This window comes from Mesorhizobium sp. M1273, assembly GCF_040318195.1.
Classification (GTDB): domain Bacteria; phylum Pseudomonadota; class Alphaproteobacteria; order Rhizobiales; family Rhizobiaceae; genus Mesorhizobium.
The window spans coordinates 97,817-123,016 of record NZ_JAMYLV010000015.1 but is presented as its reverse complement, the minus strand read 5'-3'; the positions used below and the strand labels follow the sequence as shown (position 1 = coordinate 123,016).

The window sequence follows — 25,200 nt, the reverse complement described above, 5'->3', positions numbered from 1 at the left end:
CGTTGCGTCGGATCGGACCGACGGCAGCGCGCGCACGCCGTCGCCTCCCGTGCGTTCAGGCCGGCGCACGCTGGCCTTCCCCCGCAGCGTCGCTGCGGTAGCGGCTGGTCGAGGTCTGGTAGTACTGCGCGCGGATGGCCGCCATGGCCTCGATCAACGGTCCCCACGGCGCGGGAAAGCGTTGTTCGGCCATCACCCGGTGCAGCATGCGCGTATGGCCGGCCAGCTCGTCGTTGAGGAACTCCACCACAGGCATAGCCGGATAGCGCTGCAGCAGCACGGTCGCCGCGTTGCCGGCCTCGCCGGCCGACCTGTCCTTGTCGCGTCCATGCAGATCGTTCTGCAGGCGCCCTATCGCGGAGATGAGCCGCAGGACCTGGCGAAACGCCGGACGCGCGCGCAAGGTCGCCATGTCCAGCCCCCACAGCAACGACAGGCAACAGAACACGTTCGTGTAGGCGATCGAATCGATGCCGTTGTGCAGGTACTCGGCGTAGGACCAGCGTTCCGCCCCTGCCGCCTGCGCGTGTCCCGCGCGCAGCGCCGCGCAGTAGCACCGGGTATCGTCGAGAAGCTGAGCATAGTCGCGACGATCGTAGGCGAGCGCGGCCAGCGAAGCGCGCAGCACAGCGCAGCCTTCGAATCCGGGGAGCGCGCACGGCCCGCCCTGCCCCAGCGCCTGCTCCACCGCGGCGAGCTGCTCCGGCGCGATCAGGCCAAGGTCGTTGCAATCGTCGAGCCAGAACAGCAGCGACAGTTCGCGATAGAACGCCACGATCAGCGTTTCGTCCTGCGGATCGCGGCCGGTGCGGGCGCTGGTGTCGCGCAGGCCCGGGTGGATGCGCTGCAGGATGTACTGGCCGCCCCTGACGGCTTCCACGGCATGCTCGTCGGCGAACCCGGTCAGGGAACGCCCCCACTCCAGCACCTGCTGCAGCGCGCGTTCGGTCTGGATCATGGCGCCGCTCCTGCTCTCTCGGCCAGGACGCGCCGCCCCCAACGAAGCGCCAGCCACAACCCGGCGAGTTCGGCCACGCGCACCACCCGGGTGGGGCAATACAGTTCCTTGCCGATCCACAGCGGCGTCTGCGGCAATGCATGCGCCGCATGGCGGGCGAGCATCCACTCCAGCGCACGCGCCACCGCCTGCGCGATGCGCCGGCGCCCTGTCGGCTCTTCGCTCGCGTCCATCACGTGCAACGCGAACAGCGCATAGGCGGTTTCCTCGAATGTGGACGCGCGACCGGCGCCCCAGCCGCCGTCGCCGCGCTGGGCCTGCAGCAGCGCCGCCAGCGCGCGCTCGTCGCGCCACTGGGGCTTGCCTTGCGCCAGCGCAGCGACCGCATGCGCGGTGGGATACAGCCACGAAACGTGCCATTTTTCGTTGTCCCATACACCGTGCGGATTGCGATTGGCCTCGACGTAGGCGCTGGTGCCGGCCGCGGGCTTTCCCAACATTCGCAACGCATGCAGGGCATGGATGTTGGTCGACACCGAGGCATTGCGCTCGCCGGGGAAGGTGACGAACAGCTCGCCGATTTCGAAATGGCGCAACGCATCGACCGCCGGGTCGCGGCCTGCAAGGCGCAGGACGCAAATCGCAACGGCGGTATCGTCCGCATCGGCCGCGAAGTGCAAGGCCGGGCCCAGACCGCGCACGCCCAGGCAGGCGTCGAGCTGCGCGACGATCACTTGCACCGCCTCGGCGAGCGCGGGATGCGCGAACAGACCGGCCAGATGCAGGGTGTACAGCGACCAGCATGGCTCGAATACATTGATCGGCCAGACGTTGGGAAAGACACCTTCGATGCCGCTGCGCGTCGCCCGCGATGCCGCCTGCAGATACGCGTCGGCGCGCCCGACCTGCGGCGTGCTCCCCTTTGTCACGGCGTGCGCACGCCACGCGGCGGTGGCCGCCGGACTGATCCCGATGCTGCCGTCGTCATCCGGGCATGCGGTGGTCGGCGACGTCCCCCAGGCTTCCCAGGAGTGCAACAACGGATGGCCGCTCGGCAACGTCGCCACCGCCCCCAGCTTGACCAGGCACGCTTGCCGCAACGGCAACAGCGCCGGGTGGCGCGGAAACGCCCTGCCGCCCAGCAAGGATGCGGCCTCGCCGCACAACTGCGGCAGGATCAGCTCCGCGCCGATCGGCGCGTCTTCCGGCACCGCATGCGCGTAGGGATCGGGCTGGCGCTCGAGGAACCGGGTTGCAGCCTGGACTGCGTCGGCAGCGCCGGGAAGAGGATCGGCACGCTGCAATGCCAGCAACGCCGCCCACGTGGGCGCATGGCGGAACAGCGGGAAGTCCGCACTTCCCCATCCGCCATCGGCCTGTTGCTGCGCGATGAGCCACGCGTATGCGTCCTGCCGACCGGTGACGTTGCCGTGGAACTGCAGAGCTCGCGCCGTGTCGTAGACGGACGGACCGACGCTGCCGCCGTCGCTCATCTCGCTCAGCAGGTGGCGCAATTCGGAAAGGATCTGTTCGGACAGCGCGTTCACGCGGGATGTTCCTTCTGCAGACGGTTGACGAGAACCAGGATCGGCAGACGGCGCGCACATCGCCGCGGACTCGGAACACAGTGCAGCATGCACCGCTGCCGCCGGCCGATCGCAGCGGCACAGGGGCGACTCCATGCGGACGGGCGCGCTCATGCGTATGGCGCGTGCTTGGACAGATACGCGTTGGCCCGCTGGAGCATCTGCGCCAGGCGTTCCGCACGCGGCCCCAGCGGGACGATGGCCTCCCCGGCGTCGCGCAACAAATCCAGCGCGAACTGGCGCGCTGCCTGCAGCCCCATGATCGACGCGCAGGTCGGCTTCTGCGCCGCCGCGTCCTTACCGGGGGTCTTGCCCAGCGTCGCGGTATCCGCTGTCGCGTCGAGAATGTCGTCGATCACCTGCAACGCCAGGCCGAAGCAGGCGGTGTAGCGATCGAGCGCACAGTACACCGCAGCATGCGCGGCATCCTCCGCGATGGAGTATAGCGCGCCCATGCGAACGGACGCGCGCACTAGCGCTCCGCTCTTCATCCGGTGCATCGCCACGATCCTGTCCAGCTCGGCGTGCTTTCCGACCAGCGACAGATCCATGGCCTGCCCGCCTGCGGCACCCTCGGCGGACACCGCCTGCGCCAGTTCGCGCACGAGCGCGATACGGTTGTCGCCCGGCGCATCCAGGCTCGCCAGGGTCAGGAAGGCGTGCGCCTGCAGCGCATCGCCGACCAGGATCGCCGTGGCTTCGCCGAACTTGACGTGCACGGTCGGAAGGCCGCGGCGAAGCACGTCGTCGTCCATCGCGGGCAGGTCGTCGTGGACCAGGGTACAGGCGTGCATCATCTCGATGGCGGCGCCAACGTCGTCGAGCATGTGCGCCGGCGTGTCGGCCAGTGCGCCGGCAGCCAGACAGAGCAAGGCGCGGGTGCGCTTCCCGCCATGCAAGGTGGCGTAGCGCATCGCCGCCATCAGCTCTGTCTCACCGTCGTCTTCGGCGCAGAGAAGACGCGCCAGCGCCTGTTCGACCCGCTTTGCGCCGTCCTGCATCCAGATCTCCGGCAGCAGCCCGCCGGATGCGCCGCGCGCCTGCGCACCCAATCCGCCGAGGGCGGAAACGCTAGTTCGGTCGTCGTGTAGCGTGGAACCGGTCTGCATGTTTTTCATGTCCTTGTACCTGACACGAGATGGCCACGGCGAGCGCCAAGCCGCCGCGGTGTTGCCGGCGTCGCACCGAGCGGGTGCGCTGAGTGCAGCAATGCCGCGCCTCGCCGGCGCCGCTGCCTCGCCACACGGGGCATGCGATGCCAGCTCATGAGAAGCCTATGCGGATTGCCATGGACGGATGTGCAGTCGGGTAATAGCGCCGGCCTTTTTCGACACCGCTCAGCAACCGCGGCCGCACCCCGGCCTTGTGCATGATCAGCGCCAAGGCGATGCAGAACTGCACCATTTCCAGCCATACCAGGTGGTAGCCGATGCAGACGTGTGGGCCGGTACCGAACTGCAGCATGTCCACCGGCCGGATCGGCTCCGTGCGTTGCAGCCACCGCGCCAGGCGGAACTGATCAGGCGCCTCGTGCAGCAGCGCCGAGGTCGAGAAATGCAGCAGCGGGATGCACAGATGGGTGCCCGCGGGAATGCGCCGTTGGCCGAGTTGCAATTCCTGCAGGGCGCGACGCGGCAGGAGCGTGGTCGCCGGATGCAGGCGCAGCGTCTCGCGGAACAGCGCCTCGGCGACCGGACACTCCGCCAGGTCCGCGTGCCGGGTCGGCACCGCGCCCACGCGTTGCGCCTCCTCGACCAGGGCGTCCCACAGCACAGGCTGCCGCGCCAGCTCGATCACCATCCAGGCCATCGTCGAGGCAGTGGTGTCGTGACCGGCAAGCAGCAGCAAGCGGATATTGGCGACCAGGACGTCATCGGAGAGCGCATTGTCGCTGCGATCGAAGGCGCTCACCATGTCGTTGATCAACCCAGTGCGCGCGGCATGCGCGCGCGCGTCGCGGACGAACTGGCGCAACTGCGCGTCGATCCAGTCGCGGGCGGCGCGGCCGCGCCGCAAGGGCAGTCCGGGCAGGTCGACCGGGGGCGCGACGATCAACTGCAGCAGTTGCCGGTATTTGCGATGCCATCCCGGCAGGTCCTGCGCGGGGATTCCCATGAGGCTGAAGATGAGCTTGAGCATCAGGTCGCCGGTTTCGCGCAGGATGGTTACGTCGCCGCGCTCGCGCCACGCCTGCACCCGCGCCCAGATGACGGGCGCGAACAGGTCGCCGATGCCGGCCTGGGTCAGCCCCTTGGGCAGGAACGCCGCCTTGATCGCATCGCGCGCTTGCCGGTGCGCGCCGCCGTCCTGGGCAACCAACGTTCCGCCAAGCAATTCGGGCGCGATCTCTTCGATCAGCGCCGAGGACACGTCCTTGTGCCGGAGCAGTGCGAACGCATCCGGATGCACGCAGGTCATCAGGTGTCCGGCAGGGCCGAAATCCAGCCAGAAGTGGCTGCCCAGCGTCCGTTCCGCGCGCCACAGCAGGCGCGGCAGGTCGCAGACGATGGCGGGAAGATGCCCGACCAGGGGGAAAGCGCCGGGCATGACTGGGATGTCGTATCGCAGCCGGTGCCGACGGTTGAGCGGGTTGAGCAGCATGTCCATCAGCAGCGCGCCGCCGCGGCCGATTCGGCGGTGTCGCCGGCAGGCCACGCGGCGCAGCTGTTGCCACCGTCGGCGTACGTCGGCACATGCGCCAGCATGCCGCCGTCGATGCACACGACCTGGCCAGTGATGAACGCAGCATCGTCGGAGAGCAGGAACGCCACGAGGGCGGCCACGTCCTCGGGGCGGCCGACGCGCTGCAGGAGCTGGTGCCGGCGCAGATGCCGTTGCATGCACTCGTCCAGCTTAGCGAGGAGACGCTCGGTCATGACGAGACCCGGCGCAACGGCGTTGCAGCGGATCTGCGCATGACCGTACTGGGTGGCGAGCGAGGCCGACAGCATGTTCATCGCCGCCTTCGACGCGGCGTAGGACGTCTGCGCCGTGTCACCGCTGAGTCCCTGGCACGACGACATGTTGACGATCGCGCCACCGCCGCGGGCGATCATCCGTGGGATGGCCTGCCGGCAGCAGAGCAGCGTGCCGCGCAGATTGGTCGCCATGGTCTGATCCCAGACCGCCAGGTCCAAGTCGAGGATCGCGCGGTCGCGTGAGGTCAGATGCATGGCGCTCGCATTGTTCACTAGGAGGTCGACCCCACCGAAGTGCCGCTCCGCCGTTTCGAACAGCGCTGCCACCGCCTGCGCATCGGCGATATCCATGGCTAGGGGCAGCGCGTGGCCTGCTTCGGCCGCGATCTGCGCGGTGCAGGCGATGGCCGCCGAGCCATCAATGTCGGCCACCACCACTCTGCCGCCCCCGCGCGCGATGGCGAGAGCGCATGCCTTGCCGATGCCGGCGCCGGCGCCGGTCACCACGGCCACCTTGCCTTCGAACCGTCCCATCGTGTCTCCTGGATTGCATTGGTCTTTCGCGGCATGCCGCTCGGCCTCCGCCGAAGAAGGCGCAGGGTCGGCGCTGGCGCGCTCGTCATCGCCAGCGTCGCTTTCGATGATCCGAATGGCGGCGACCGGGCACTGGCTGGCCGCAAGCCGCACGGCGGCGTGCAGCGCCTGCGGGACCGTCGCCAGGCACACTTCTGCCACGCCGTCCGGTTCGCGCTGGCGAAAGATGCCCGGCAGCGTCAGCACGCACTGCCCGGTAGTTCCGCACAGATCTTGATCGACCAGGACGCGCATCTCAGCCCCCCTGCCCATGCAGCCGCACCGGCAACGCGCGGAACGTCCTAAGGAACGCGGAGGGCTCCCGGGTCGGCTGCTCGGCCAATGCCAGCGTGGGGAAGCGCGCCTGGATCCGCGGCAGGCTCTCGGCCAACTGCACCCGGGCCAGTTGCGCACCGAGGCAGAAGTGGATGCCGTGGCCGAAGCTCAGCATGATCTTCCCGTCGATCGACATGCCAGGACTGGTGCCGTAGAACCGCGCGGGATCGAAGCGGTCGGGATCGGCGAAGGCGTCCGGGTCTCGATTGCCGGCCGCGATCAGCACGCGCACGTCCGCGTTCTTCGGGATCACCACGCCGCCCAGTTCGATGTCGCGCTGGGCGATACGCGGAATGGAGCTGAACGTGGCGGGCGCGTCGCAGCGCAGGACTTCTTCGACGAATGCCTTCACCCCCACGGCATCTCCTTGCAGCCAGTGCCGCTGTTCGGGATACGCCAGCATCGCCAGGACCGCATGGTCGATGGCCGCAGCAGTGGTGGCGAAGCCGCCCAGCAGCATGCCCCACAGCATGCTGATCAACTCCGCATCCGACAGCATGTCGGCATCGTTGTCGTGTGCGCCGACCAGCATTGACACGATGTCGAGGCGGGAATCGGTGCGCTTGCGCTGTATGAGGTCGCCGAAGTAGGCCTGCACCCTGAAGCTGGCCGCGTCCGCCGCGGCGAGCTGGGGATCGCTGGCGTGCGGGCTCAGGCCTTCCAGAATGGCGCTGATGCCGGCGACGAGCCCGAACATGTCGTCCTGGGGCATGCCGAACAGTTCGCCGAAAACCAGCATGGGCAAGGCCAGCGCGAATTCCCGATGCAGGTCCACCGCCTCCCCGCGCTCCAGCGCGGGCGCCATGCCGTCCAGGCGCGCTGCGACGATGCGAGCGATGGTCGGCCTCAGGTTGTCGATCTGGCCCATGGTGAAATCGCGCGAGATCAGCCGGCGCAGACGCGTATGCGTCGGTGGCTCCTTCATCGCTAGCGTGGACGCCAGCAGATTGAGTGATAGGCTGGTCGCCGCACGCGGGAAATAGCGCGCCAGTTCGCCCGGCGCCGGTCCCCGAAAAGCATCGCCCGTGGCCTTGAGCGCCCAGTAGATGTCGGCGTGGCGGCTCAACAGAAAGAGGCCCGACGCCGCGCGATGCACCGGATCGTGCTCGCGCAACCACCGCATGAACGGATACGGGTCGTGGATGCACGCTGGCGACGCCAGTTCGGCGAAGGCGTCCCGGCATGCTGCCGTGGTTTCTTGCACGTCCATCTTGGTTACCTGTTGGCTGGGTGATCTGACCGGCGCGCGCCAGGCGCGCCGGCAATTGCGGAGAAGATCGCGATTCCCGGCGGCGTCCGCGCATCACCAGAGCACCGGGAACTCCTCGAACCCGCCAGTGATGATCTCCTTGCGCAACTTCAGTTCTTCGGGCGCCACGGCCAGGCGCAGCGCGGGAAAGCGCTGGAAGATCGAACCGAACACCACTTTGAGTTCCAGCCTGGCCAGCGCCGCGCCGATGCAGTAGTGCGGCCCATGGGAGAACGCCAGGTGCGGGTTTTCGTCGCGTCCGATGTCGAAGATTTCCGGGTCGTCGAAATGGCGCGCATCGAACGACGTTGCCGCCAGGCCGACAAGCACCTTGCTCTCCGCAGGAATATCCACGCCCGCGATGGTCACGTCGGTCCTCGGATAGCGCATGATGCCGTCCCAGCCCGCGCCCGGCGGGTACATGCGCAGGATTTCCTCCACCGCCTTGTCCACCAGGGATGGATCGCCGACCAGGCGTTCGCGCTGTTGCGGATGGCGGAACATGGCCAGCAGGCCGAATTCGATCTGCGCGACGGTGCTCTCGTGCCCCGCCACCAGCATGCCCGTCGCCAGGCCGATCGCCTCTTCCTCGGTTGCCTTGCCCTGGTCGACCGCCGCGAGCAGATCCGTCAGCAGGTTGTCGCCAGGATCCTGGCGCTTGTCCCGCATCTTGCCGCGAATGTAGGCGCGCAGTTCTTCCCAGGCCAAGCGCGACGCGCTGCGCGGGCCGCTTTCATGCTGGTGCGTCATCACCTCGTCCGACAGCGCGGCGAAAAAGGCGTGATCCTCGTAGAGCACGCCCATCAGCGCGCTGATGACCATGGCCGGAAGTGGAAAGGAGAGGTGGCGCCGCAGGTCGGCGGGCTGGGGCTGGGCCGCCAGTGTCTCGAACAACTGCGCGGCGATCACCTCGACCTGCTGCGCGAGCAGCTTCACCCTGCGGTTGCTGAAGGCCGGCGCCACGATCGTGCGTAACCGGGCATGCTCGCCCCCCTCGTGCGAGACCAACCACCCAGGCGATCCGAGAATCACCGAATCCGGGGTGAATTCCGCCGGCGGCATTCCCGAGGGCCGGAACGCCGCGTCGGACAGCACCGCCTTGGCTTCATCGTAGCCTGTCACCCACCAGCCTTCGTGCCCGGACGGGAAGCGCACGCGGTGGATCGGACCGTTGGCGCGTTGCGCCAACATCTCGGGCGAGGGCTCGATGTGATCGACGCGCCACATCGGCAGCGTCGGCAAGGGTTGTTCGGACATGGTGGCACTTGATCTCTAAGCGATGGAAGGGGGGAAGGTGACCGGCAGGCGCTGCGGGAATCGAATGACGTAAGACGGCATGTAGAGGACGTCCTCCGCGGCGTAGCCCGACTCGATTTTCAAGATCGGCCAACGTGTAACTGCCTAAGGCATACCACGCGGCGAGATGCAGAACGTTATCCTGCGCCTTCGAGTTCAGGATAAGGCGAGTGTGGCGGGCCTTTGAGTCGCAGCCGGCCATCAAGATTTCCTGCGCAAGGGTCGACAAGGGCGGCGAGCCTGTTTGGTAGGGGGCGGTTTCGCCGAGGCCCCCTTCCCATAGAATGCTATCTGATGCGGATTTGACATTTTGCTTTTCTTTCTTCGTTCCATCGATCGCGGTGCCATCCACGAAATGAAGGTCGGTCGGCGGCTCCCGGCCCGCAACGAAGCAGCATCAAAACTCGTGCCAATTTGGCCGACCAGCAGAAGAAAAAATTGTGATTGCTTTTCAGGGGATTAGCCTGAGGCCAGACAAGAGCTCGGCGAAATAGGCCGGTGTCGCGGACAACAAAGGCGACAGAACAGTGTCGGATAGTCGTGAGACAGACTGGCGACACGTTCTTTATCAGTTGTCCTGTCCTGGAATGATGGCAGGCCACTTGACCGTGTTGACCCATGGGGAGGCCTCCTGGTTGGCTCAGGGGTTCACGTCCTTGCTACGTGCCTCGTTATCGGATCTTTGGGCACAAAATCGCGGAAGGAACGCCGATTTGCTGGGCCCCCGCACAGATCCGTACGCGCGGAATTCCCGGAGCCGGCCTACCTCGAGTTATTGACGGCGAAACGGCCGTGCGGCCATGGGTGCAAGTGGGTCGCGGGAGACCAGTCATTGGCCTAGCAGGCTTCTCTGATTTGGGGTCGATGAGGTCAAGCTTCCTGTCTTTCCGGACGATGTCGCCCCGTGGGTCACTCGCTTCTCTTCGCGGTCGGCGCTGGGCCGCCGCATGATGGGGTCAAGAGGGCGAGGCGTCTCAATCTGTTGGGCGACCATGGGAGAATATATCCAGGATCTAGCCTGCCAACGAGATCGCCTTGCCCATCGTCCCACGGGAACGATCCGGATCACCCTCTCGGGTAAATCACTGTCTGTATGTTCCTCTTCGTTTATGTGTTGTCCTATTTCATGCCGACTCGGGGCCGCCGGCTTCCTTGCCAAAGCGGAACGCGGTCGCATCGCTCCACATGCGATGTAGGATGACGGCGAGCTTGCGGGCAACCGCGACCCGGGCTATCGCCATACCGCGCCGTTGGCGACATTTATGCCCCATGAGGCTCGACCATTCCTTGCTGAGCACAAGCAGCGAATGCGCCGCCTCATCGAGGGCGGCCTATAATCCGATCGTAGCGGATCTGATCCTCTGCTGCGCCTGAGGCACGACACCCCTTGGGCCGCGATGGAGCGGACGGAGTGGCTTTTTGAGGTGACTGCTGGCGCGGCCTGTGCTCGTGCGCCTGACTGCGGAACGGTTGCGCTCGAACTCGGAACCGGCATTGCGATAGGGTTAATAATTGGCAAAACTACCGGGAGCGGAGGATTGGGCCTTTCTCTTACAAAACGAACTGTTGATGCCAACCAACTCCACAATGCAACATTGAACCAAATCCGTACGCTGGTGTGGCCGTGCTCGTTCAATTTTTCCGCAAGAATTTCATTCGATCGGTTCCTCCTACGTCGACAGTTGGAGTATTTCCATATAGAAAAATGTTAAGGTACACCCAACAAGCGCAATAATGATTTAACGCTTTTTTATATATAATTCCTTGTCGACGCCATCGATCCACGCTAAATTGAGGTACAAGTTAATCTTACATATGTTGATTGCAAACTAGCCTACTTGCACCTTGTAAAGTCACCGTATACTCAGTAAGATGACGGGTATGATCTAGAATTTTCTCCGTCTGTCACACGCGCTAGAAAACACTTTATTGCTTCGTTCCGGAATGGCTTCACCGGTGTTTCCACAACATTCAGCTGCAACTCTATCTGTACAGCCTGACCAAGAGCACATCGTGACCGCTTCATCATTTGTACTGATCGTCTTTAGCGTAAGCATGAATGCACTAGCCCAAATCGCTTTGCGTTCCGCCATGCTGACGTTTGGTACCTTACGGTCCGGAGGCTCTCCAATACAAATGGCTTTGACACTCGCTAGCAATTTCTATTTTTGGGGTGGTTTGTCCTGTTATGCAGTAAGTGTCTTATTGTGGCTGGTGGTGCTGTCGATTTATGACGTTAGTGTCGCTTATCCGATGCTATCGATTGGATACATAATTGCGGTCGTACTCAGCTTCTTTCTGCTTGGCGAGGCAATACCACTCTCAAGACTGGCTGGCATCGCGTTGATTTGCGCGGGCGTAGTCCTAATTGCTAGGACGGCGTAGCCCGATGCGACATGTCATCACCGGAGGATCCGGTTTCGTCGGAACGTACATGGCATCCAATCTCGCCCGGCGGGGAGAGAACGTTGTCGTTTTTGATCTCGATGAGCCATTCGCAACTAACAAGTCGATAGATTTCGTAATGGGTGACGTACGGCAGCATCGAGACCTGAGGAAGCTTCAGCTCCAACGCGATGATGTGGTCTATCACCTTGCGGCGCGTCAATTTCACGGTGGTGTACCTTATAGAAATCGAGACGGATGGTTTGCTGACGTGAACGTCAATGGCACCCGTTGTCTGCTGGAAGCAATCTCGGCGGGTTGCACGCAGCGACTTGTTTTCTTTTCCACGGACATGACCTACGGAAAACCCGATCATACACCGGTCAATCCGAACGATATGCAACGTCCGATCGGACCGTACGGTAGGAGCAAGGTCGGAGCGGAGCGGCTTATGATGCAAGCCTGTCGGGAGTTTGGCCTCCATGCGACCGTATTTCGGCCAAGACTGATCGCCGGCGCCGGGCGCCTTGGAATATTGACGAAGCTCTTTCGACTAATTAGAGCTGGGTTACCTATCCCGTTAGTAGGCACCGGCGAAAACCGCTATCAAATGATTGCCGTTGAGGATTGCGTCACTGCCGCGCTGGCGGCCGTAGAAAGAAATTGCCCGTCTGGTCCATTTCATCTCGGCTCTCGTGAACCGCCTACTGTCAAAGAGCTTCTCCGAGAATTAGCCCGGCGAGCCGGTTCAAGATCGATCCTTCTTCCTGTACCGGCGGTCATTCTGAAGACTATTCTTTCATTGCTTGATAGAGCGGCTTTGACACTACTCCATACGGAGCAATTCGCTATTGCGAACATGGACTATGTTCTTGACACGGAGGGGACGACCAAAGGTTTGGGCTGGGCGCCGACGAGGAGCGATATGGATATCCTTTTTGAGGCCTATACGGGATATTTGAAGTCCTTGTAAATCGTGCCACGGCAAGCTGGTGCCAAGTGACGTTTCAAGTACCGGGGCGGCGGCGACCTCGTTGACAACGCCATTAGTGCACAGGCCACGAAGGTGCTCATCCGCGGCGCGGCGTCGCAGGGTGGCAGTGCCTCGTGGCAGCTAGCGGCATGCTCGCACTCTGGTGCGAGCGCGAGAGCCGCTTCTCGACCTCGGTGATATCAGCGCCGTGCGTCGCCAGCGCGTCATCGTCGGCACCTTGGCCGTGGTGCAATGGGCATCCGGATGCGCCCGAGGGTTCCTGGCTTGCCCGCGTGACGGCGGAGAAGCCGCGCATGCAGGTGGGCCAGTTGCTCTAGCGAACTAGCTGGCGCGTGGCAACTGAGCCGTGCTGCCGAAACACGAAGATTCCCGGCATGATCATTCAGCAGCGTACCTGAAGGCGGTACGTCGGGGATGTACGAGGCAAGAACCGCACGGGCAAATGATCGATCAGCCCGGGGTCCAGGAAAACAGTGTTTGAAATGGAGCTCACGCTGCACGTGATATGCTGCCGATTGATTGACCTGCTAGTGGAACTAGTTGCCGTTCGATATCGACGCCGACAGCGCTGCCGCAGTGGCCAAGCTGCTCTGCGCATGCGTTCAGCCAAATTTGCGACGGATCCGCTCAGGTGGCGTCGTCATGGACTGCCCAAAATCGACTCCGCACGGGAGGAGTCGGTCGCAGCTTGCCGTGGTCTTCTTCTCTACCTTCAGGAAAATGGTGTCCATAATTGTCACAGCTGCGTTGTCGATCGGCAGTTGCACAACAGCCGCACACCTGCTTTTTGCCCTGCTGTAAGCACTAGTGCCTTGCGTTGATTGCTTCAAACTGGGCAACCGTTTTGGGGTGAATGACCGCCGCCATGTGGATTAATGCGGTGCCCTGGGCACCGGCCACGAATGCGCGGACAGTTTCCAATTCTCGGACACCACCCGTCACGATTTCCACACCTTGCTGACGCAACTGCGACACGTGTTCTTCCGCAAGAACGAGTGCCCGCCTCCGGCTGCAAGAAGTCGCGCTTCCGGCAAACCTGTCGTCAGCGCCGTCGCGATGCGCCCGCGACATTCGGCGGCTCCTGTCAGAGGCACAGGGGCGCATCAAGGTCACTGCGAATGTCGATTGCATATTTGCAATGCCTTTGTCTTACAAAGCCAGGGCAAACGCCAACGCGATGCAGGCGCCGATTAGATAGCTAGTCTTGTCCTTGAGCGCAAAAACTACCGGATCGTCGTGCAAGTCCATGCGATGACTGAGGATCCAGATCCTTTGCAGCCATATGAACATGCCGGCCGGCGCGAGAAAGAGCCATACGGAATTGTGATATGCTTCAGTCACTCTGGGGTCGAGCGCAACGAAAATCAGCATGATGACGATCGAAGCCGAGGCGGAAGCAAGGCCATAACCCAGGGTAAGCGGCCAATCGTCGGGCAAATATCCCCGCCCCTTGATAACGTCTTTCCCTTGGGAGTGCGCATGCATAACCTCCACATGCCGTTTTGCGAGCGACAGCGAAAAGAAGAGCAGGGATGAAAAAGAAAAAAGCCACGGCGAGAATTCGAAATCGTTCAGCACCTGTCCCATGACGATCCTCAATGTGAACAGACCTCCAATCACCGTCACATCGAGCAGGGCGTAACGCTTGAAGCAGCATGAATATGCTAATGTCAGTGCCAGATAGCTTGAAACGGCCAGCGCGAATCGAGCGTGCAAAAGCAAGGCCATTCCAAGCCCTGTAGCGAGCAGGAATATGCTCGCCAAAAAACCGTTGATGATGCTTATTCTGCCGGCGGCAATCGCCCTGAAGCGCTTGGTCGCATGCGCCCGGTCCGCCTCCAAATCGGCTAGATCGTTGATGACGTAGGTTGAAGAAGCAACGAGACCGACAGCAAGGAAGGCGATCGCCGTCTTTAAGACGACACGAAAGTCGCCCGCTGTCTGGGAAAGAAACAACGGAACGAAGATCAGTACGTTCTTCGACCACTGGTGTATCCTGAGTTCAGACAGCCAGTCCTTCACCGACCCGTTTTTTTCTGGGATAATTGTCATAACTTCGACGCCAGCGTTGCGGAGTTGACTTGCGTACCTTACTGCGTTGCCAACAAGAACGGCTCCGGTAGCCGCCTCCCAAATAGGGAGATCCGCAGTACTGTCGCCCGCATAGATGAACCCGTTGGGAAAGCTTTCCTGAATCCATTTCAGCTTGTTGCGGCTCTTGAGGTTCAAGGAGCCATCGCTGCCCTTCGCTCCGTCGAACCCGCCAAGATGAGAAATGACGTTGTCAGCTATGCTCTGGTCAGCTGCCGTGACGAGATAAATCTCACGTCCGTCAGTGTGCGCATGACGTATTAGATCCAACACCTCTTCACGATATGGAAGGGCTCGCACTTCAATCGGACGAATGTTTGCCAGCGTGTGTTTCAGGGCCGCGCGGTTAAGCCATCGTGGAACGGAGCAAAACAGGCGCTTCGGCGAATGAAAGAAGGCTTGAAAGAAATTCTCATGAAAACTGTCGGACCTTATCAGAGTGCCATCCAAGTCACAAACTAAAGGTAGCCGACGGTCAAAGCCACCAAGGTTACATGTCATCATCTTACTCCTCGAAGCGCTAATTGCAGTTATCCCTGCGACTTCATCAAAGAGGCGAACAGAACTGCCTGGGCCGAATTCGACATGGGAAGATCGCAATTCTATTCTGCTTGGTGTGAGCACCACCGAATCTCGCCGCAAGGGTGTCGCTTCCTTGAGAGCGTCCACGCAGCGATGTGGCCTAAGGCGTCGCTGCAGCACCAATTTCTATGCCCCAGGTCGACACGGCGGTGGAACGCATCTAGGAGAGTGAAGAACCTCCGAATAAGCCCCAGTTCCGGAAATGTGAACTCGCGCCAACCTGACATGTTGTTTCTCCCTTCGCCTCCCAAGCTAATGTTTTCGAAAGGTCCGGCTACATTGCAACAAAGAAGCATCAAAAGTCGTGCCAACTATGCAGCAAGAGGCCAAGAAGAGTTTTTGTCTATACTATTCAAGGGCCTGCATGAAATTGGGACAGAACTCCTGCCCTGTGTCGCGCACTCAACAAAATCGACATCAGGACGGCGGGCGAGGGTGCGCTGCCAGGATCGGCTGCGCCCTATCTGCTGGTGGCGTCAGACCGAAGAGTGCACTGCCGAAGCCTTCAAATCTTTGCTATTGCGCGTCACCAGAGTGAGATCGTCCGCGATTGCCGTCGCTGCGATTAAGGCGTCAATCGACGACGGGCCACGGCCGCGGCCCTTCGCCAGCCCACCAGGTTACCTCAGGCAAGGCTACCCGTTCGTCCACGAGAAGCTCCCTCTGGCCGAAACGACGCGGCGATCCGCGACAGCCACTCGGCCAATGCTTCGATTTACGGCCTTTTCCACGGTTGCAACGCCGCATACCACGCTCATCATCGAGCGATCTTCGTGGAAGAAGGACGCGCGCATTGGGGATGGCCTCGCCACCTCGGACAGGAAGTTGGTGGCGAGCAGGAGCCTCACAGCGGCGGCGGACCGCGAGACTCGTCGCGCTGACGCTCGATATTGCGTCGCGTAGAGGCGACCCATTAGAAACTCGGCAAGAGTGCCCGTCCGACCATCTTGCGCTTGCTGACGCGCGCACCCTCCTGCTCGTTGAGCCGCTCGGAGCCTGCCCTTGGCCGCTGACCTGCGGGGAGAAAGGATCACGCGCGATACGGAGGAGCTTGAGCCAGGTCTCCAGCCCTGTCACCGCGTGCAGGTGGTGTCGGAGTGCCGCGGCCAATTCTCGACCGGCTGGTCATGCGCGGCGGAGACGAACAGTCTGGCAAGCTGTTCGGTTATGTTGATCTGGAGGCGTGGGTGCGGCGTGATGACCCATTGCGCCGCATTCGGGCGATGTGAACGAGGCGCTGGCGGCGTTGAAGCGGGCCTGGCAGGGCTGTACACGCCGATGGGGTGTCAATCCTGCCGGAAAAGCTGCTCCGCAAAGCGTTTGCAGGCGTTCTAATCAATCCATTCGGAGCGGCCGTTGATGAAACCGCTGGAATACCATCTTCTGTTCCGCTGGTTCGTCGGTACTGGCCCCGATGGCTCGCCCTCAAAGAACCACGCCCGGTTGTGAAAAGGGACCGGCCCAAGCGGTCACGCTAGGCGCGCCGCATGGCGGCCAGATCTGTCTGCCAGGGGGTATTCCAATCACCCCGGATCCGAATCTGCCGCGGAGGATGGGCGCCGGCGCATGGAAGTACCAAGGCAAGATGGGTTACACGTCAGTCGGCGCCGGCTCCAGTGTCGTGCCCTGCCACGTAAAGCGCACCATATCAGTCATGATATATATCCTGATAGAGGTTCAGAATTGAGTGGAGACCAATGCGACACCGATCGCGGTCATCACAGCGTGCTGAACAACAAAGCAAGGGGGGAAGCGCAGTGGCTCACTACTAGCGGTCTGGCCTAGAGGTGGGGCTGGGTTCACCGTCCTGTTCTGCCGTCGCGTTGGCGAGCCTCGACCACGCTCCATGTCGTTTCCTGGCTTCTCCGCAACGCACTGCTGTCGTCCCACTGACAAGATCATCGAAGCAGTTTGCGTGCCGGATTGGCGCTCCGTTTGCGTTACACCGCTTGCCCACTAACCGGTGGGCCGGCCTTGGCGACCTTTCAGTCTAGCTTGCGACATTCTTGTCCAGTTTCTGACACAAGAAGTCTTGCCGCTACACACGCCCGGGGAGAACAAATGGAATTTCAAGCATGTAAACGTCGCACCCGAGCCGAACTCGATCCTCATCGAATCCGGACTAGGGGGCTTGCTGAAGAGCGCGCGCTCAACGTCGTTGCGACAGCTTCGCGATAGCCCGTGCCTGCGCACGCAAGAACGTGCGAGCGGCAGACGCTATACAATCGCTGCAGTCCCGCCGGTGTGCGATATGCATCGGCTCGGTCTGTCGCTTCGTCGTCCCCAGCCGGTGTGGAAGCGCTGAATCCGCACGAGACGGACCTTTGTTGAGTGTGGTGACCAGGCGGTTATAGCGCGCGCCCGGTCTTGGCGAAGACACACTTCCCGAAGCCAAAGGGTCGCTGCAAAAGCATCTTCATTGGAAATGGCATGCCGCTTGCTACTCGTGGTTAGAGCCCATCAAAGCACGAAGAAAGCGACTACCGAACCATGGCTGACACGCGAAGCTCTACACGGTGGCACGAGGCGACGGTGCCCGTTTCCGCTGAACATCGGGACATCGTCTCCTCCGGAGGACCGTGCTCGGTAGCCGCTTTGCGCATGGCTGGTCCGATGCCGGGACGCCAACACGTGTCGCTCGCGCAATTGCCGTTTACCGGTTCTGTTCAGCATGTGAGTGCCCGAGAGCCCCATCAAAGGGTCACCCAAGCCAAGGTCAGCGGGCCACTGGCAAAAATCGACAATAAGCTGAACCAGTTCAGTGACGCGGGTCTCTTGCGTGAAGTCACATTTGAGGCCTCCACACGGTTCCGACATTGGCTACTTCCGGCCGCTATCACTTTTTCCCGGACACGAGCGCGAGTGATCGATGCCGCTTCCAGCGCCATAGCCGTGGAAAGATCGCCCAAACGGCTCGACGGCCTCCAGCTCGCTCAGATCGATGGCGTTCGAGTGACCAAGACCAGCAGCCAAGACGGTCCCCTACATCGGGATGGAAAAAGGAGGGTGCGAGCCGCGAGGGCCTCATTTCATGCCCGGCATACGAGCCTTTGCTCGGTATTGCGCCAGCCTCTGCCAGAATCCGGCGCGCCAGTTTTTTCCTGAGGAGCAAGTTGATGACCGTTCAAAAGAAGGTTCCCTTCGTCACCTTTCTCACGCGTGTTCGCGATGAGTCAGTCCAGGGCCCAAATCCATATCGCTGGGAAGAAAAGACATCTCACGACTACTTTGCCGGCAAGCGCGTCATCCTGTTCTCGCTGCCTGGCGCCTTCACTCCGACCTGCTCGACCTACCAACTGCCTAATTTCGAAGAGCTCTATGATGAGTTTGAGAAGGAGGGAATTGACGCGATTTACTGCGTCTCCGTCAACGATGCCTTCGTCATGAATGCGTGGGGGAAGTCCTTGGGCCTGCAGAAGGTTGAGCTCATCCCCGATGGCTCAGGCGAGTTCACACGCAAGATGGGCATGCTGGTCGCCAAGGACAATCTCGGCTTCGGGATGCGCTCCTGGCGCTACGCCGCCCTGATCAACAATGGCGTGGTGGAGCAGTGGTTTGAGGAGGAAGGTTTCTCCGACAACTGCGAGGCCGACCCCTATGGCGTCTCATCCCCGCAAAACGTTCTCGAAACGCTGAAAGCTGCCGCATGACCTAGAAAACGTCTCACCGGTGCCATTGCCCGCCCCAAGAGGCTCCTCGACAGGATTATCGCGCTCACCATGCAATCCTCAGCAAGCCTGCTTCAGCGCCAGAAGCAATCAATGGTCGCATCGCCTCAACTCATTGAGTCGATTCGCTTGCTGCAACTGGCGCATACTGAACTGCATCAGTTCGTGGAGCGGGAAATCGAAAAGAACCCGCTCTTGGAACCTGCGCCAAACGATGGCGGGCCTTTTGGCGATGTTTCGATTTCGGGAGCGGATCAGCCTGTCGGCCCACGCGCAAACGCCGTTGACGGACCGACCGGGGCCGGGTCGCCTGAACGGCTCGGGCAATGGAAATCACTTCGCAACACGACCAACAACCCGCCCGGCAATGGCCCTTCCTTCGACGAGTTTGCCACCCTCGCCGAAACATTGCACGACCATGTTGCTCGTCAGATCGCCCTCACTGCGTTCACACCACAGGAGCGGCTGATCGCTGGCCAGCTTGCCGCCGATCTGGAAGACACTGGCTATCTTCGGGCAAACGTTTTGGAGCTGGCCGAGAGCCTGAATGTCCGTGAGGCTGTTGTGGAACGGGTTCTCGGAACGTTGCAGCAATTTGATCCACCGGGAGTTTTTGCGCGAAATCTCAGAGAATGCCTCGAGATCCAGTTGCGCCAGCGAAACCGGCTCGACCCGGCAATGGCAGCTTTGGTTGCCAATCTTGAAATGCTTGCGCGACGTGATTTTCAGGCACTGAAGCAGCATTGCGGCGTCGATGAAGACGACCTTCTCGACATGATGCATGAGATTCGGGCGCTCGATCCCAAGCCTGGAAATCGATTCCAATCCGGTGCGTCTGAATCAATCATACCCGACGTCTGGGTCACGCCCTCGCCGGAAGGCGGGTGGCAGATCGAACTTGATCCGGCCACACTGCCCAAGCTGCTGATCAACCAAACCTACTATGCCGAAGTCTCGCGTCAAACTGTCCAAAATTCGAAAGATCAAGCATTTCTCAACGAATGCTTGCAAAACGCAAACTGGCTGATCCGCAGCCTCGATCAACGCGCCAAGACGATTGTTAAGGTTGCGGCTGAAATCGTGCGCCAGCAGGATGCCTTTTTTGAACATGGCGTCGCCCATCTGCGGCCTCTCAATCTCAGGACCGTCGCTGACGCGATCGGCGTGCACGAGTCGACCGTAAGCCGGGTGACCTCGAACAAGTACATGCTTACCCCGCGCGGAGTCTTTGAACTGAAGTATTTTTTCACCGTCGCGATCGCGTCCTGCCAAGGCGGCGATGCGCACTCCGCCGAAGCTGTCCGCCACCGGATCAAAGCGATGGTTGCCGCAGAATCTCCCGGCGACGTGCTTTCGGATGAGGACATCGCTGCCCGGCTGAAGGAAACCGGCATCGATGTTGCACGCCGCACCGTCACAAAATATCGCGAAGCAATGAACATCCCCTCCTCCGTGCAACGCCGCCGGGAAATGCGCTTGTGTTTTTAAATTTGGGTCAAGGCAGCCAACATCACGTTGCATTGCATCAAAGTGGAGACTTCGTTCATGGCCCAATCCGCGGCAGGCGTCGTGGACGCTGTTCTGCACGACTCAGAAAAGCCCGTCCCACCGTCTGGTCCCGCATGGGGTGCGGTCATTTCGCTTTCCTTGGGCACCTTCGGGCTGGTGACCGCAGAGTTTCTGCCTGTTAGCCTGCTCACGCCGCTCGCACATGATCTCGGTATCACCGAGGGAGCGGCTGGACAGGCGATGACGGCGACCGCTATCGTCGGGGCGATCTCGGCGCCGACGGTGGCCATCATCACAAAGCGCCTGGACCGCAGGATCGTCATGTGGGCGATGACGCTGCTGCTGATCCTGGCGGACGTTCTGGCGGCCGGCGCGTGGTCGCTGGCGGTTCTCCTGACTGCACGCGTCGTGCTCGGCATAGCGCTCGGAGGCTTCTGGTCGATGTCGGCAGCACTGGCGATGCGGCTCGTTCCAAGCCACCTCCTGCCGCGCGCTATGGCGATCATCCTCACCGGCGTTTCCGTGGCTACCGTTTGCGCAGCTCCAATCGGCGCTTATGTCGGCGATATCTGGGGATGGCGAAGCGCCTTCATGCTCGCCGCAGTCGGCGGCGCGGCTACACTGCTGGTGCAACTCATAACCATTCCGAGACTGCCTCCGATTGGAGTGGCTAGCTTCCGCAGCCTGCTGGATGTGGCTAAGATTCCGATGGTCAAGGTCGCGCTTGTGGTCGTCCTGCTTGTCGCTTCCGGCCACTTCGCCGGAATCACTTATATCCGCGCCTTCCTCGAGGAGATTCCCGCGCTGGACGTCGAGACGATCTCGCTTGTGTTGCTTGCTTTTGGCATCGGCGGATTCTTCGGCAATTTGGCCGGCGGGCTTCTGGCCGAGTACAGTCTCAAGGCAGTCGCGGCCCTTGCACCGCTGCTCATAGCGATAGCCGCTGTTTCGCTGCTGACGGCGGGAGCATCGGCCTTCGCCTCGGCGATTGCGGTTGCCGCATGGGGCTTTGCCTTCGGCGCGGTGCCGGTGGGATTACAGACGTGGATGGTGCGGCGGGCCGTTCCCGAGCAGGCCGAAAGCGCCGGTGTGCTGATGGTCGTAGCATTCCAAGTGGCAATCGCAGCCGGCGCGATTTTCGGCGGACTATTGGTGGACAATGCCGGGGTTACCAGTGCCATTGCCTACAGTGCTGTTGCCACGTTCCTCGCCGCCCTGACAGTGTTCCTGCTCGGCCCGAAGCGCGAAACCTAGACCGCCTGACAGGAGAGAGGTCTCAGCAGCGCAGCGGGACGAGAGATGCAATCGCATGCACGGCGCGGCGCGATCCTCCGCTTGCATGGACCAGCGGAAGCGCCTCGCCGGCTTCACCTCCGGGCCATGGCGACCTTCGCCGCCCGACACGTGAACCGCCATCTTGTTCACGGCGTCCCTTCGTCGGCCGACTGCACACCAAACGGACAGTCGCTCTCACCCTCACCCGTCCCTTGCCGGGACTTTCGCCGCAGCGGATACGGTTGTTCAACATCCTCGACTAGACGTTGGCAAGCGCCGTTTTCTGCCACCGGAACGGCTCGCCCGTCAGCCACATCTTGTGCAGGGTGGCTGCAACGCGGCGTGAAAGGGCGACGCGCGCCTTCGCGAGGCCGCGGCTCTTCGCAATCTTCATTGCCCATGCCTTCATCTACGACCAAGTCCTCGGTCTCGTCGAAGGTGATCTGAGCAGCCAGGTAGAGCATGTGGCGATCGCCCATTTTGCTGATCCTCCCCGACAGATCAATTTCACCCGAGCTGTATCTGCGCGGCGGCGTAAGACCGAAATGCGCCCCAACCTTGCGCGAACGACATAATCGGGCAGGATCATCGACCAGCGCCAAGCTGTGCGTCACCGTGCACACGCGGCGTCAGGGCGTATCAACGCCGCCCGTGTTAGCTCTCGTCAGGCGGCGGGCGCCAGTTGCGCTGCTGCCAAGCTGTAGCGAGGCACCAAACGCCAAAGCCCACCCAGACCAGCGCCTGTAGGAAAGGATCTGGGTGGTAGTCAAAAGGATCGGCGGCAAACAGCACGAAGGCCATTGCGAAGCACGAGAGGCCGATGCCAACGATCATGCCGGCCGCTTGCTGAAACGCTCGACCTGGTCGAGTTTCTCCCGATACTTTGCCCACGCGCCGTAGACTTCGTGGCAGAAGTCTTCGAATGCATGTTGAGCGTGCTCGTTAATGGTAACGCCGCTGTCTCTCACAGCGGCCATTGAGCCGAAAACATGCTCCGCGGCTAATTTCTTGGCTTCCTTGTGAGAGAAAATGTCGAAATCCGTTTCCACCTCCTTGCCGGTCGCAATGTGATAAAAAGACGGACTGGATCGCCGACCCTGGTCTTCTCGGTCATTTAACACGGCATCGAAAGCAGAATAACCTTCGTCAACTTTCCACTCGTGTCCGAGCACCTCCAGAACGCTTTTTGGTATTGCTGACACTTGTCCCTCCTCCAGTTTCAAGCCGGCAATGAGACGCCAAAAACCTACGCGGTTCAAGACGCCCCCGCACACCCGGCGCGACCTTGTTTCAATGCTCTTCCCATGAAACACTTCCCTGGGGCTTTGGGGGTTTGAACGGCAAATGGATATTTTCGGCCGTCTTAGCGATTACGACGTGTTCGCCTACCTGCCGCAAGGCTTTTTCGTGCTGGCGGCTTTCGACTTTTTTTTCGGGACCAGCTTCGTCATTCACGCCAGCTGGGACGTGCCCACCGGCGTGTTTGTCCTGTTTCTTTCATACGCGGCAGGCCATCTGGTGGCGGGGCCTGCATCCCGGATCCTCGAGGCCGGCATTGTTCACGACATGCTGAAGCCGCCATCGGTTCACCTCCTGTCGCCCGAGCAGAGGGCCTCTTGGTTGTTGCGGTCTCTGCTGCCGGCCTATTTCACCCCTCTGTCACGGCCGACGCGCGCCCGCGTCCAGGCCGCGCTGGCGAAAGCCGGAACCGGCCTCCATGGCGACGAAGCCTATTGGGTAGCCTACACCGTGGCAAAGCGAGACGACCATGCAAAGCCGAGGCTTGAGAATTTTTTGAATGTCTATGGCTTTTGCCGCAACCTGTCGTTCATCGCGGCCGTCACCGCCGAGCTGCTGCTGGTGCAGGCTTTGGTCGCGCCGCGGCTGGATACGTTCGGCAGCGCCGCCCACGAAGTCATGGTGGCGGCAGGCTTCGCCCTCATCTCTTTTCAACTCTTCAAGCGGTATCTGAAATTCTACCGGCTATACAGCATTGAAGTCTTCGTCGCATTTGCGGCTGTCGAGGCGGACGCGACCTAAAATAACTCGGTGGGAAAACTCGGACGCTGCCGGGACGCCTCTTGCCTTTCTGGCTGTTTCAGCAACAGCTGAATAGGAAGAATAGCGGTTCATCAAAATGTTAGTAGAAATATTCGACGTTGAACACGGCGCTTGCGCGATTGCCACTTGTGACGATCAGACCAGGCTGATGCTGGACTGCGGCCAGAACGGCCTTACCGGCTGGCGGCCGGGCAACTATCTATACGATCGAGGGATCATGACCCTCGATATGCTGGCGGTCACCAACTACGATGAGGATCACGTTGCCGGCCTGCCAAATATGTATGATCGCAAAATCAACATCAACTGGCTTCTGAGAAACAAATCCGTTTCGTCAAAGACAATCCAAGCACTAAAGAGCGAAGACGGGATGGGAGCCGGAATCGCCAAATTGGTCGACGCTATCGATAACATCTTTACCGGCGGCACGGGCGGTGTGGCATCACCTGGGCCTTCGTTTGCTGGGATGACTAAGAAGGTTTTTTATAACGACTATCCAGCGTTCGACGACGAAAACAATCTAAGCATGGTCGTTCATCTCACCTGCAACGGAAAAGGGATCATGTTCCCTGGGGACTTGGAGCGTGCCGGCTGGTTGAAGCTTCTTGAGCTGGAAGATTTTCGCCAAGCTCTCCGAGACACCAACGTGTTGGTTGCGTCGCACCACGGGCGCGAAAGCGGTTGCTGCGAGGAGATCTTCGAGTATTGCAAGCCGTACTATGTCGTCATTTCCGACAAGGGCTACATGTACGACACACAAAAGACGATCCCGTTTTATCGGCGATTCACCAAAAGCGGACCCTTCCGGAACGAGACACGCAACGTGCTCACCACTCGCAAAGACGGGTTGATTTCGTTCACTTTCAACTCCGATTCTTGGGGGCCATTTTAAGCTGACTATGAAGGCGTTAAGAGGGCTCGCAATCTCGACTGGAAGCCGACGTTCGAGCGCCGGTAAAGCTTTCCAAAATGTTAGGCGGCGGCACGAGACGCGACGAGCCTGAGGCTGTTTTAAGCGGCGGTGACCACGCGGCGTGGATATAGTCGGCGACTGTCATCCGATTCAGGTGGTACTGACGACAGAAAGTCCGCCAACCAATCCAACGCCGTGTTCCAGGCTACGCGCGCCGTAGCCTCCGTCTTGTGAAAGGCGGTGTTGATGATGATGGTCATGGTGTAGCCGCCGGTGTCCGCCTCAACAAAATTGGCTGGCTTCAATTCCCAATCGAACCGCACCTGCTCGGCGAATTTGTCGACGTGCAAGGCCCTATCGAAGTGGAAGAAGACAGGGAAATAGTCGGCCGCGTCGGCGATCTTGTCGGCGTCGTTGAAGGCGAACTCGACATAGCCGGAAAAACGAAAACCGCGGTCCTCGTTGATAGCCGGCCCCGCCGCTGCTGAACCCGAATAGGGCGCCGATCGCGCCGAAGATGCCACCGGCACGGGCTGTGCTGAACAAGCTATTCAGCGCCATGTCGAGCAGCTTGTCGGCGACCTTGTTCAAGGCGTTCGCCAGGCTTCCGCCGCCGACTTGCCTGAGCGCAAATTAGAAATGAAGCCGCCAAGCACGTCCTTGCCCAGGCCAACGAACTCTTCGGCACTCTGGCACGTCTTGCTGCTCGGCAAGCTGCCGGATGGCGACACTGGCGTCCGCGTAGCTCTGGGCGAGCGCATCGGTCTTCGCTGATTCGTCGGGCGTGGTCGCTACGCCGGCCTTCT

General features: G+C 61.3%; 21 protein-coding genes and 3 pseudogenes. 8 read left to right on the top strand and 16 right to left on the bottom strand.

The features are described from left to right. Positions 1 to 55 precede the first annotated feature (55 nt). The 10 genes and pseudogenes from NKH30_RS18015 to NKH30_RS17970 all read right to left on the bottom strand — a co-directional run. On the bottom strand, positions 56 to 958 hold the full coding sequence (locus tag NKH30_RS18015; protein WP_352996405.1) for a terpene synthase family protein: 903 nt from the start codon (positions 956 to 958) through the stop codon (positions 56 to 58). After that, on the bottom strand, positions 955 to 2,505 hold the full coding sequence (locus NKH30_RS18010; protein ID WP_352996403.1) for a hypothetical protein: 1,551 nt from the start codon (positions 2,503 to 2,505) through the stop codon (positions 955 to 957). The genes NKH30_RS18015 and NKH30_RS18010 overlap by 4 nt, the downstream gene beginning before the upstream one ends. Positions 2,506 to 2,654: 149 nt before the next feature. After that, positions 2,655 to 3,653 (bottom strand): polyprenyl synthetase family protein, encoded by a 999-nt coding sequence (locus NKH30_RS18005; protein ID WP_352996460.1) that lies wholly within the window; start codon positions 3,651 to 3,653, stop codon positions 2,655 to 2,657. 154 nt (positions 3,654 to 3,807) lie between these two features. Beyond that, a complete protein-coding gene (locus NKH30_RS18000; RefSeq protein WP_352996401.1) occupies positions 3,808 to 5,151 on the bottom strand; it encodes a cytochrome P450 in 1,344 nt (447 codons plus the stop codon). Further along, a complete protein-coding gene (locus NKH30_RS17995; protein ID WP_352996458.1) occupies positions 5,151 to 5,996 on the bottom strand; it encodes an SDR family oxidoreductase in 846 nt (281 codons plus the stop codon). The genes NKH30_RS18000 and NKH30_RS17995 overlap by 1 nt, the downstream gene beginning before the upstream one ends. Before the next feature lie 168 nt (positions 5,997 to 6,164). Then, a pseudogene (locus NKH30_RS17990) lies at positions 6,165 to 6,290 on the bottom strand (ferredoxin); the annotation flags it as partial. A 1-nt stretch (position 6,291) separates the two neighbouring features. Next, entirely contained in the window at positions 6,292 to 7,581 is a 1,290-nt protein-coding gene (locus NKH30_RS17985; protein WP_352996399.1) for a cytochrome P450, read from the bottom strand. A gap of 93 nt (positions 7,582 to 7,674) precedes the next feature. Beyond that, the gene (locus NKH30_RS17980; RefSeq protein WP_352996456.1) at positions 7,675 to 8,811 is read right to left on the bottom strand and encodes a cytochrome P450; all 1,137 of its coding nucleotides are present in this window, start codon (positions 8,809 to 8,811) and stop codon (positions 7,675 to 7,677) included. Then, complete coding sequence (locus NKH30_RS17975) at positions 8,726 to 9,268, bottom strand: hypothetical protein (protein WP_352996397.1); 543 nt, start codon at positions 9,266 to 9,268, stop codon at positions 8,726 to 8,728. The genes NKH30_RS17980 and NKH30_RS17975 overlap by 86 nt, the downstream gene beginning before the upstream one ends. Before the next feature lie 772 nt (positions 9,269 to 10,040). Further along, positions 10,041 to 10,244 (bottom strand): annotated as a pseudogene (locus NKH30_RS17970) (IS110 family transposase); the annotation flags it as partial. 1,061 nt (positions 10,245 to 11,305) lie between these two features. Between NKH30_RS17970 and NKH30_RS17965 the strand changes: the two are divergent. Both NKH30_RS17965 and NKH30_RS17960 read left to right on the top strand, forming a co-directional pair. After that, a complete protein-coding gene (locus NKH30_RS17965; RefSeq protein WP_352996395.1) occupies positions 11,306 to 12,274 on the top strand; it encodes an NAD-dependent epimerase/dehydratase family protein in 969 nt (322 codons plus the stop codon). Positions 12,275 to 12,423: 149 nt separating this feature from the next. Then, entirely contained in the window at positions 12,424 to 12,612 is a 189-nt protein-coding gene (locus NKH30_RS17960; protein ID WP_352996393.1) for a hypothetical protein, read from the top strand. A 487-nt stretch (positions 12,613 to 13,099) separates the two neighbouring features. On the opposite strand, the gene NKH30_RS17955 is transcribed toward NKH30_RS17960, so the two are convergent. Together NKH30_RS17955 and NKH30_RS17950 are read right to left on the bottom strand one after the other, a co-directional pair. Next, complete coding sequence (locus NKH30_RS17955) at positions 13,100 to 13,366, bottom strand: hypothetical protein (RefSeq protein ID WP_352996391.1); 267 nt, start codon at positions 13,364 to 13,366, stop codon at positions 13,100 to 13,102. Positions 13,367 to 13,444: 78 nt separating this feature from the next. Then, complete coding sequence (locus NKH30_RS17950; protein WP_352996389.1) at positions 13,445 to 15,055, bottom strand: UbiA family prenyltransferase; 1,611 nt, start codon at positions 15,053 to 15,055, stop codon at positions 13,445 to 13,447. 1,040 nt (positions 15,056 to 16,095) lie between these two features. Here NKH30_RS17950 and NKH30_RS17945 point away from each other — a divergent pair. From NKH30_RS17945 to NKH30_RS17930, 4 genes and pseudogenes are all read left to right on the top strand, one after another. Continuing rightward, positions 16,096 to 16,408, top strand: a pseudogene (locus tag NKH30_RS17945) (transposase); the annotation flags it as partial. 1,676 nt (positions 16,409 to 18,084) lie between these two features. After that, a complete protein-coding gene (locus NKH30_RS17940) occupies positions 18,085 to 18,618 on the top strand; it encodes a peroxiredoxin (protein WP_352996387.1) in 534 nt (177 codons plus the stop codon). A gap of 69 nt (positions 18,619 to 18,687) precedes the next feature. Then, positions 18,688 to 20,124 carry an RNA polymerase factor sigma-54 gene (rpoN, locus tag NKH30_RS17935; RefSeq protein WP_352996385.1) on the top strand — a complete coding sequence of 479 codons (1,437 nt, stop codon included), beginning with the start codon at positions 18,688 to 18,690 and terminating at the stop codon, positions 20,122 to 20,124. Positions 20,125 to 20,181: 57 nt separating this feature from the next. Beyond that, the gene (locus NKH30_RS17930) at positions 20,182 to 21,399 is read left to right on the top strand and encodes an MFS transporter (RefSeq protein ID WP_352996384.1); all 1,218 of its coding nucleotides are present in this window, start codon (positions 20,182 to 20,184) and stop codon (positions 21,397 to 21,399) included. 167 nt (positions 21,400 to 21,566) lie between these two features. On the opposite strand, the gene NKH30_RS17925 is transcribed toward NKH30_RS17930, so the two are convergent. From NKH30_RS17925 to NKH30_RS17915, 3 genes are read right to left on the bottom strand one after another with little or no spacing between them, the layout of a single operon-like run. Continuing rightward, positions 21,567 to 22,022 carry a transposase gene (locus tag NKH30_RS17925; protein WP_502911483.1) on the bottom strand — a complete coding sequence of 152 codons (456 nt, stop codon included), beginning with the start codon at positions 22,020 to 22,022 and terminating at the stop codon, positions 21,567 to 21,569. Between the two features lie 52 nt (positions 22,023 to 22,074). Beyond that, a complete protein-coding gene (locus NKH30_RS17920) occupies positions 22,075 to 22,254 on the bottom strand; it encodes a hypothetical protein (RefSeq protein ID WP_352683230.1) in 180 nt (59 codons plus the stop codon). Continuing rightward, positions 22,251 to 22,622 carry a hypothetical protein gene (locus NKH30_RS17915; protein WP_352996380.1) on the bottom strand — a complete coding sequence of 124 codons (372 nt, stop codon included), beginning with the start codon at positions 22,620 to 22,622 and terminating at the stop codon, positions 22,251 to 22,253. Before NKH30_RS17915 ends, NKH30_RS17920 begins: the two co-directional genes overlap by 4 nt. 142 nt (positions 22,623 to 22,764) lie before the next feature. Between NKH30_RS17915 and NKH30_RS17910 the strand changes: the two genes are divergently transcribed. Both NKH30_RS17910 and NKH30_RS17905 read left to right on the top strand, forming a co-directional pair. After that, positions 22,765 to 23,460: a hypothetical protein gene (locus NKH30_RS17910; RefSeq protein WP_352739014.1), complete on the top strand. Its 696-nt coding sequence runs from the start codon at positions 22,765 to 22,767 to the stop codon at positions 23,458 to 23,460. Positions 23,461 to 23,557: 97 nt separating this feature from the next. Continuing rightward, positions 23,558 to 24,373 carry a ComEC/Rec2 family competence protein gene (locus tag NKH30_RS17905; RefSeq protein ID WP_352683238.1) on the top strand — a complete coding sequence of 272 codons (816 nt, stop codon included), beginning with the start codon at positions 23,558 to 23,560 and terminating at the stop codon, positions 24,371 to 24,373. Positions 24,374 to 24,492: 119 nt separating this feature from the next. Here NKH30_RS17905 and NKH30_RS17900 read toward each other — a convergent pair whose 3' ends face one another. After that, positions 24,493 to 24,924, bottom strand: a complete 432-nt coding sequence (locus tag NKH30_RS17900) for a hypothetical protein (protein ID WP_352739012.1) — start codon at positions 24,922 to 24,924, stop codon at positions 24,493 to 24,495. Positions 24,925 to 25,200: the final 276 nt, after the last annotated feature.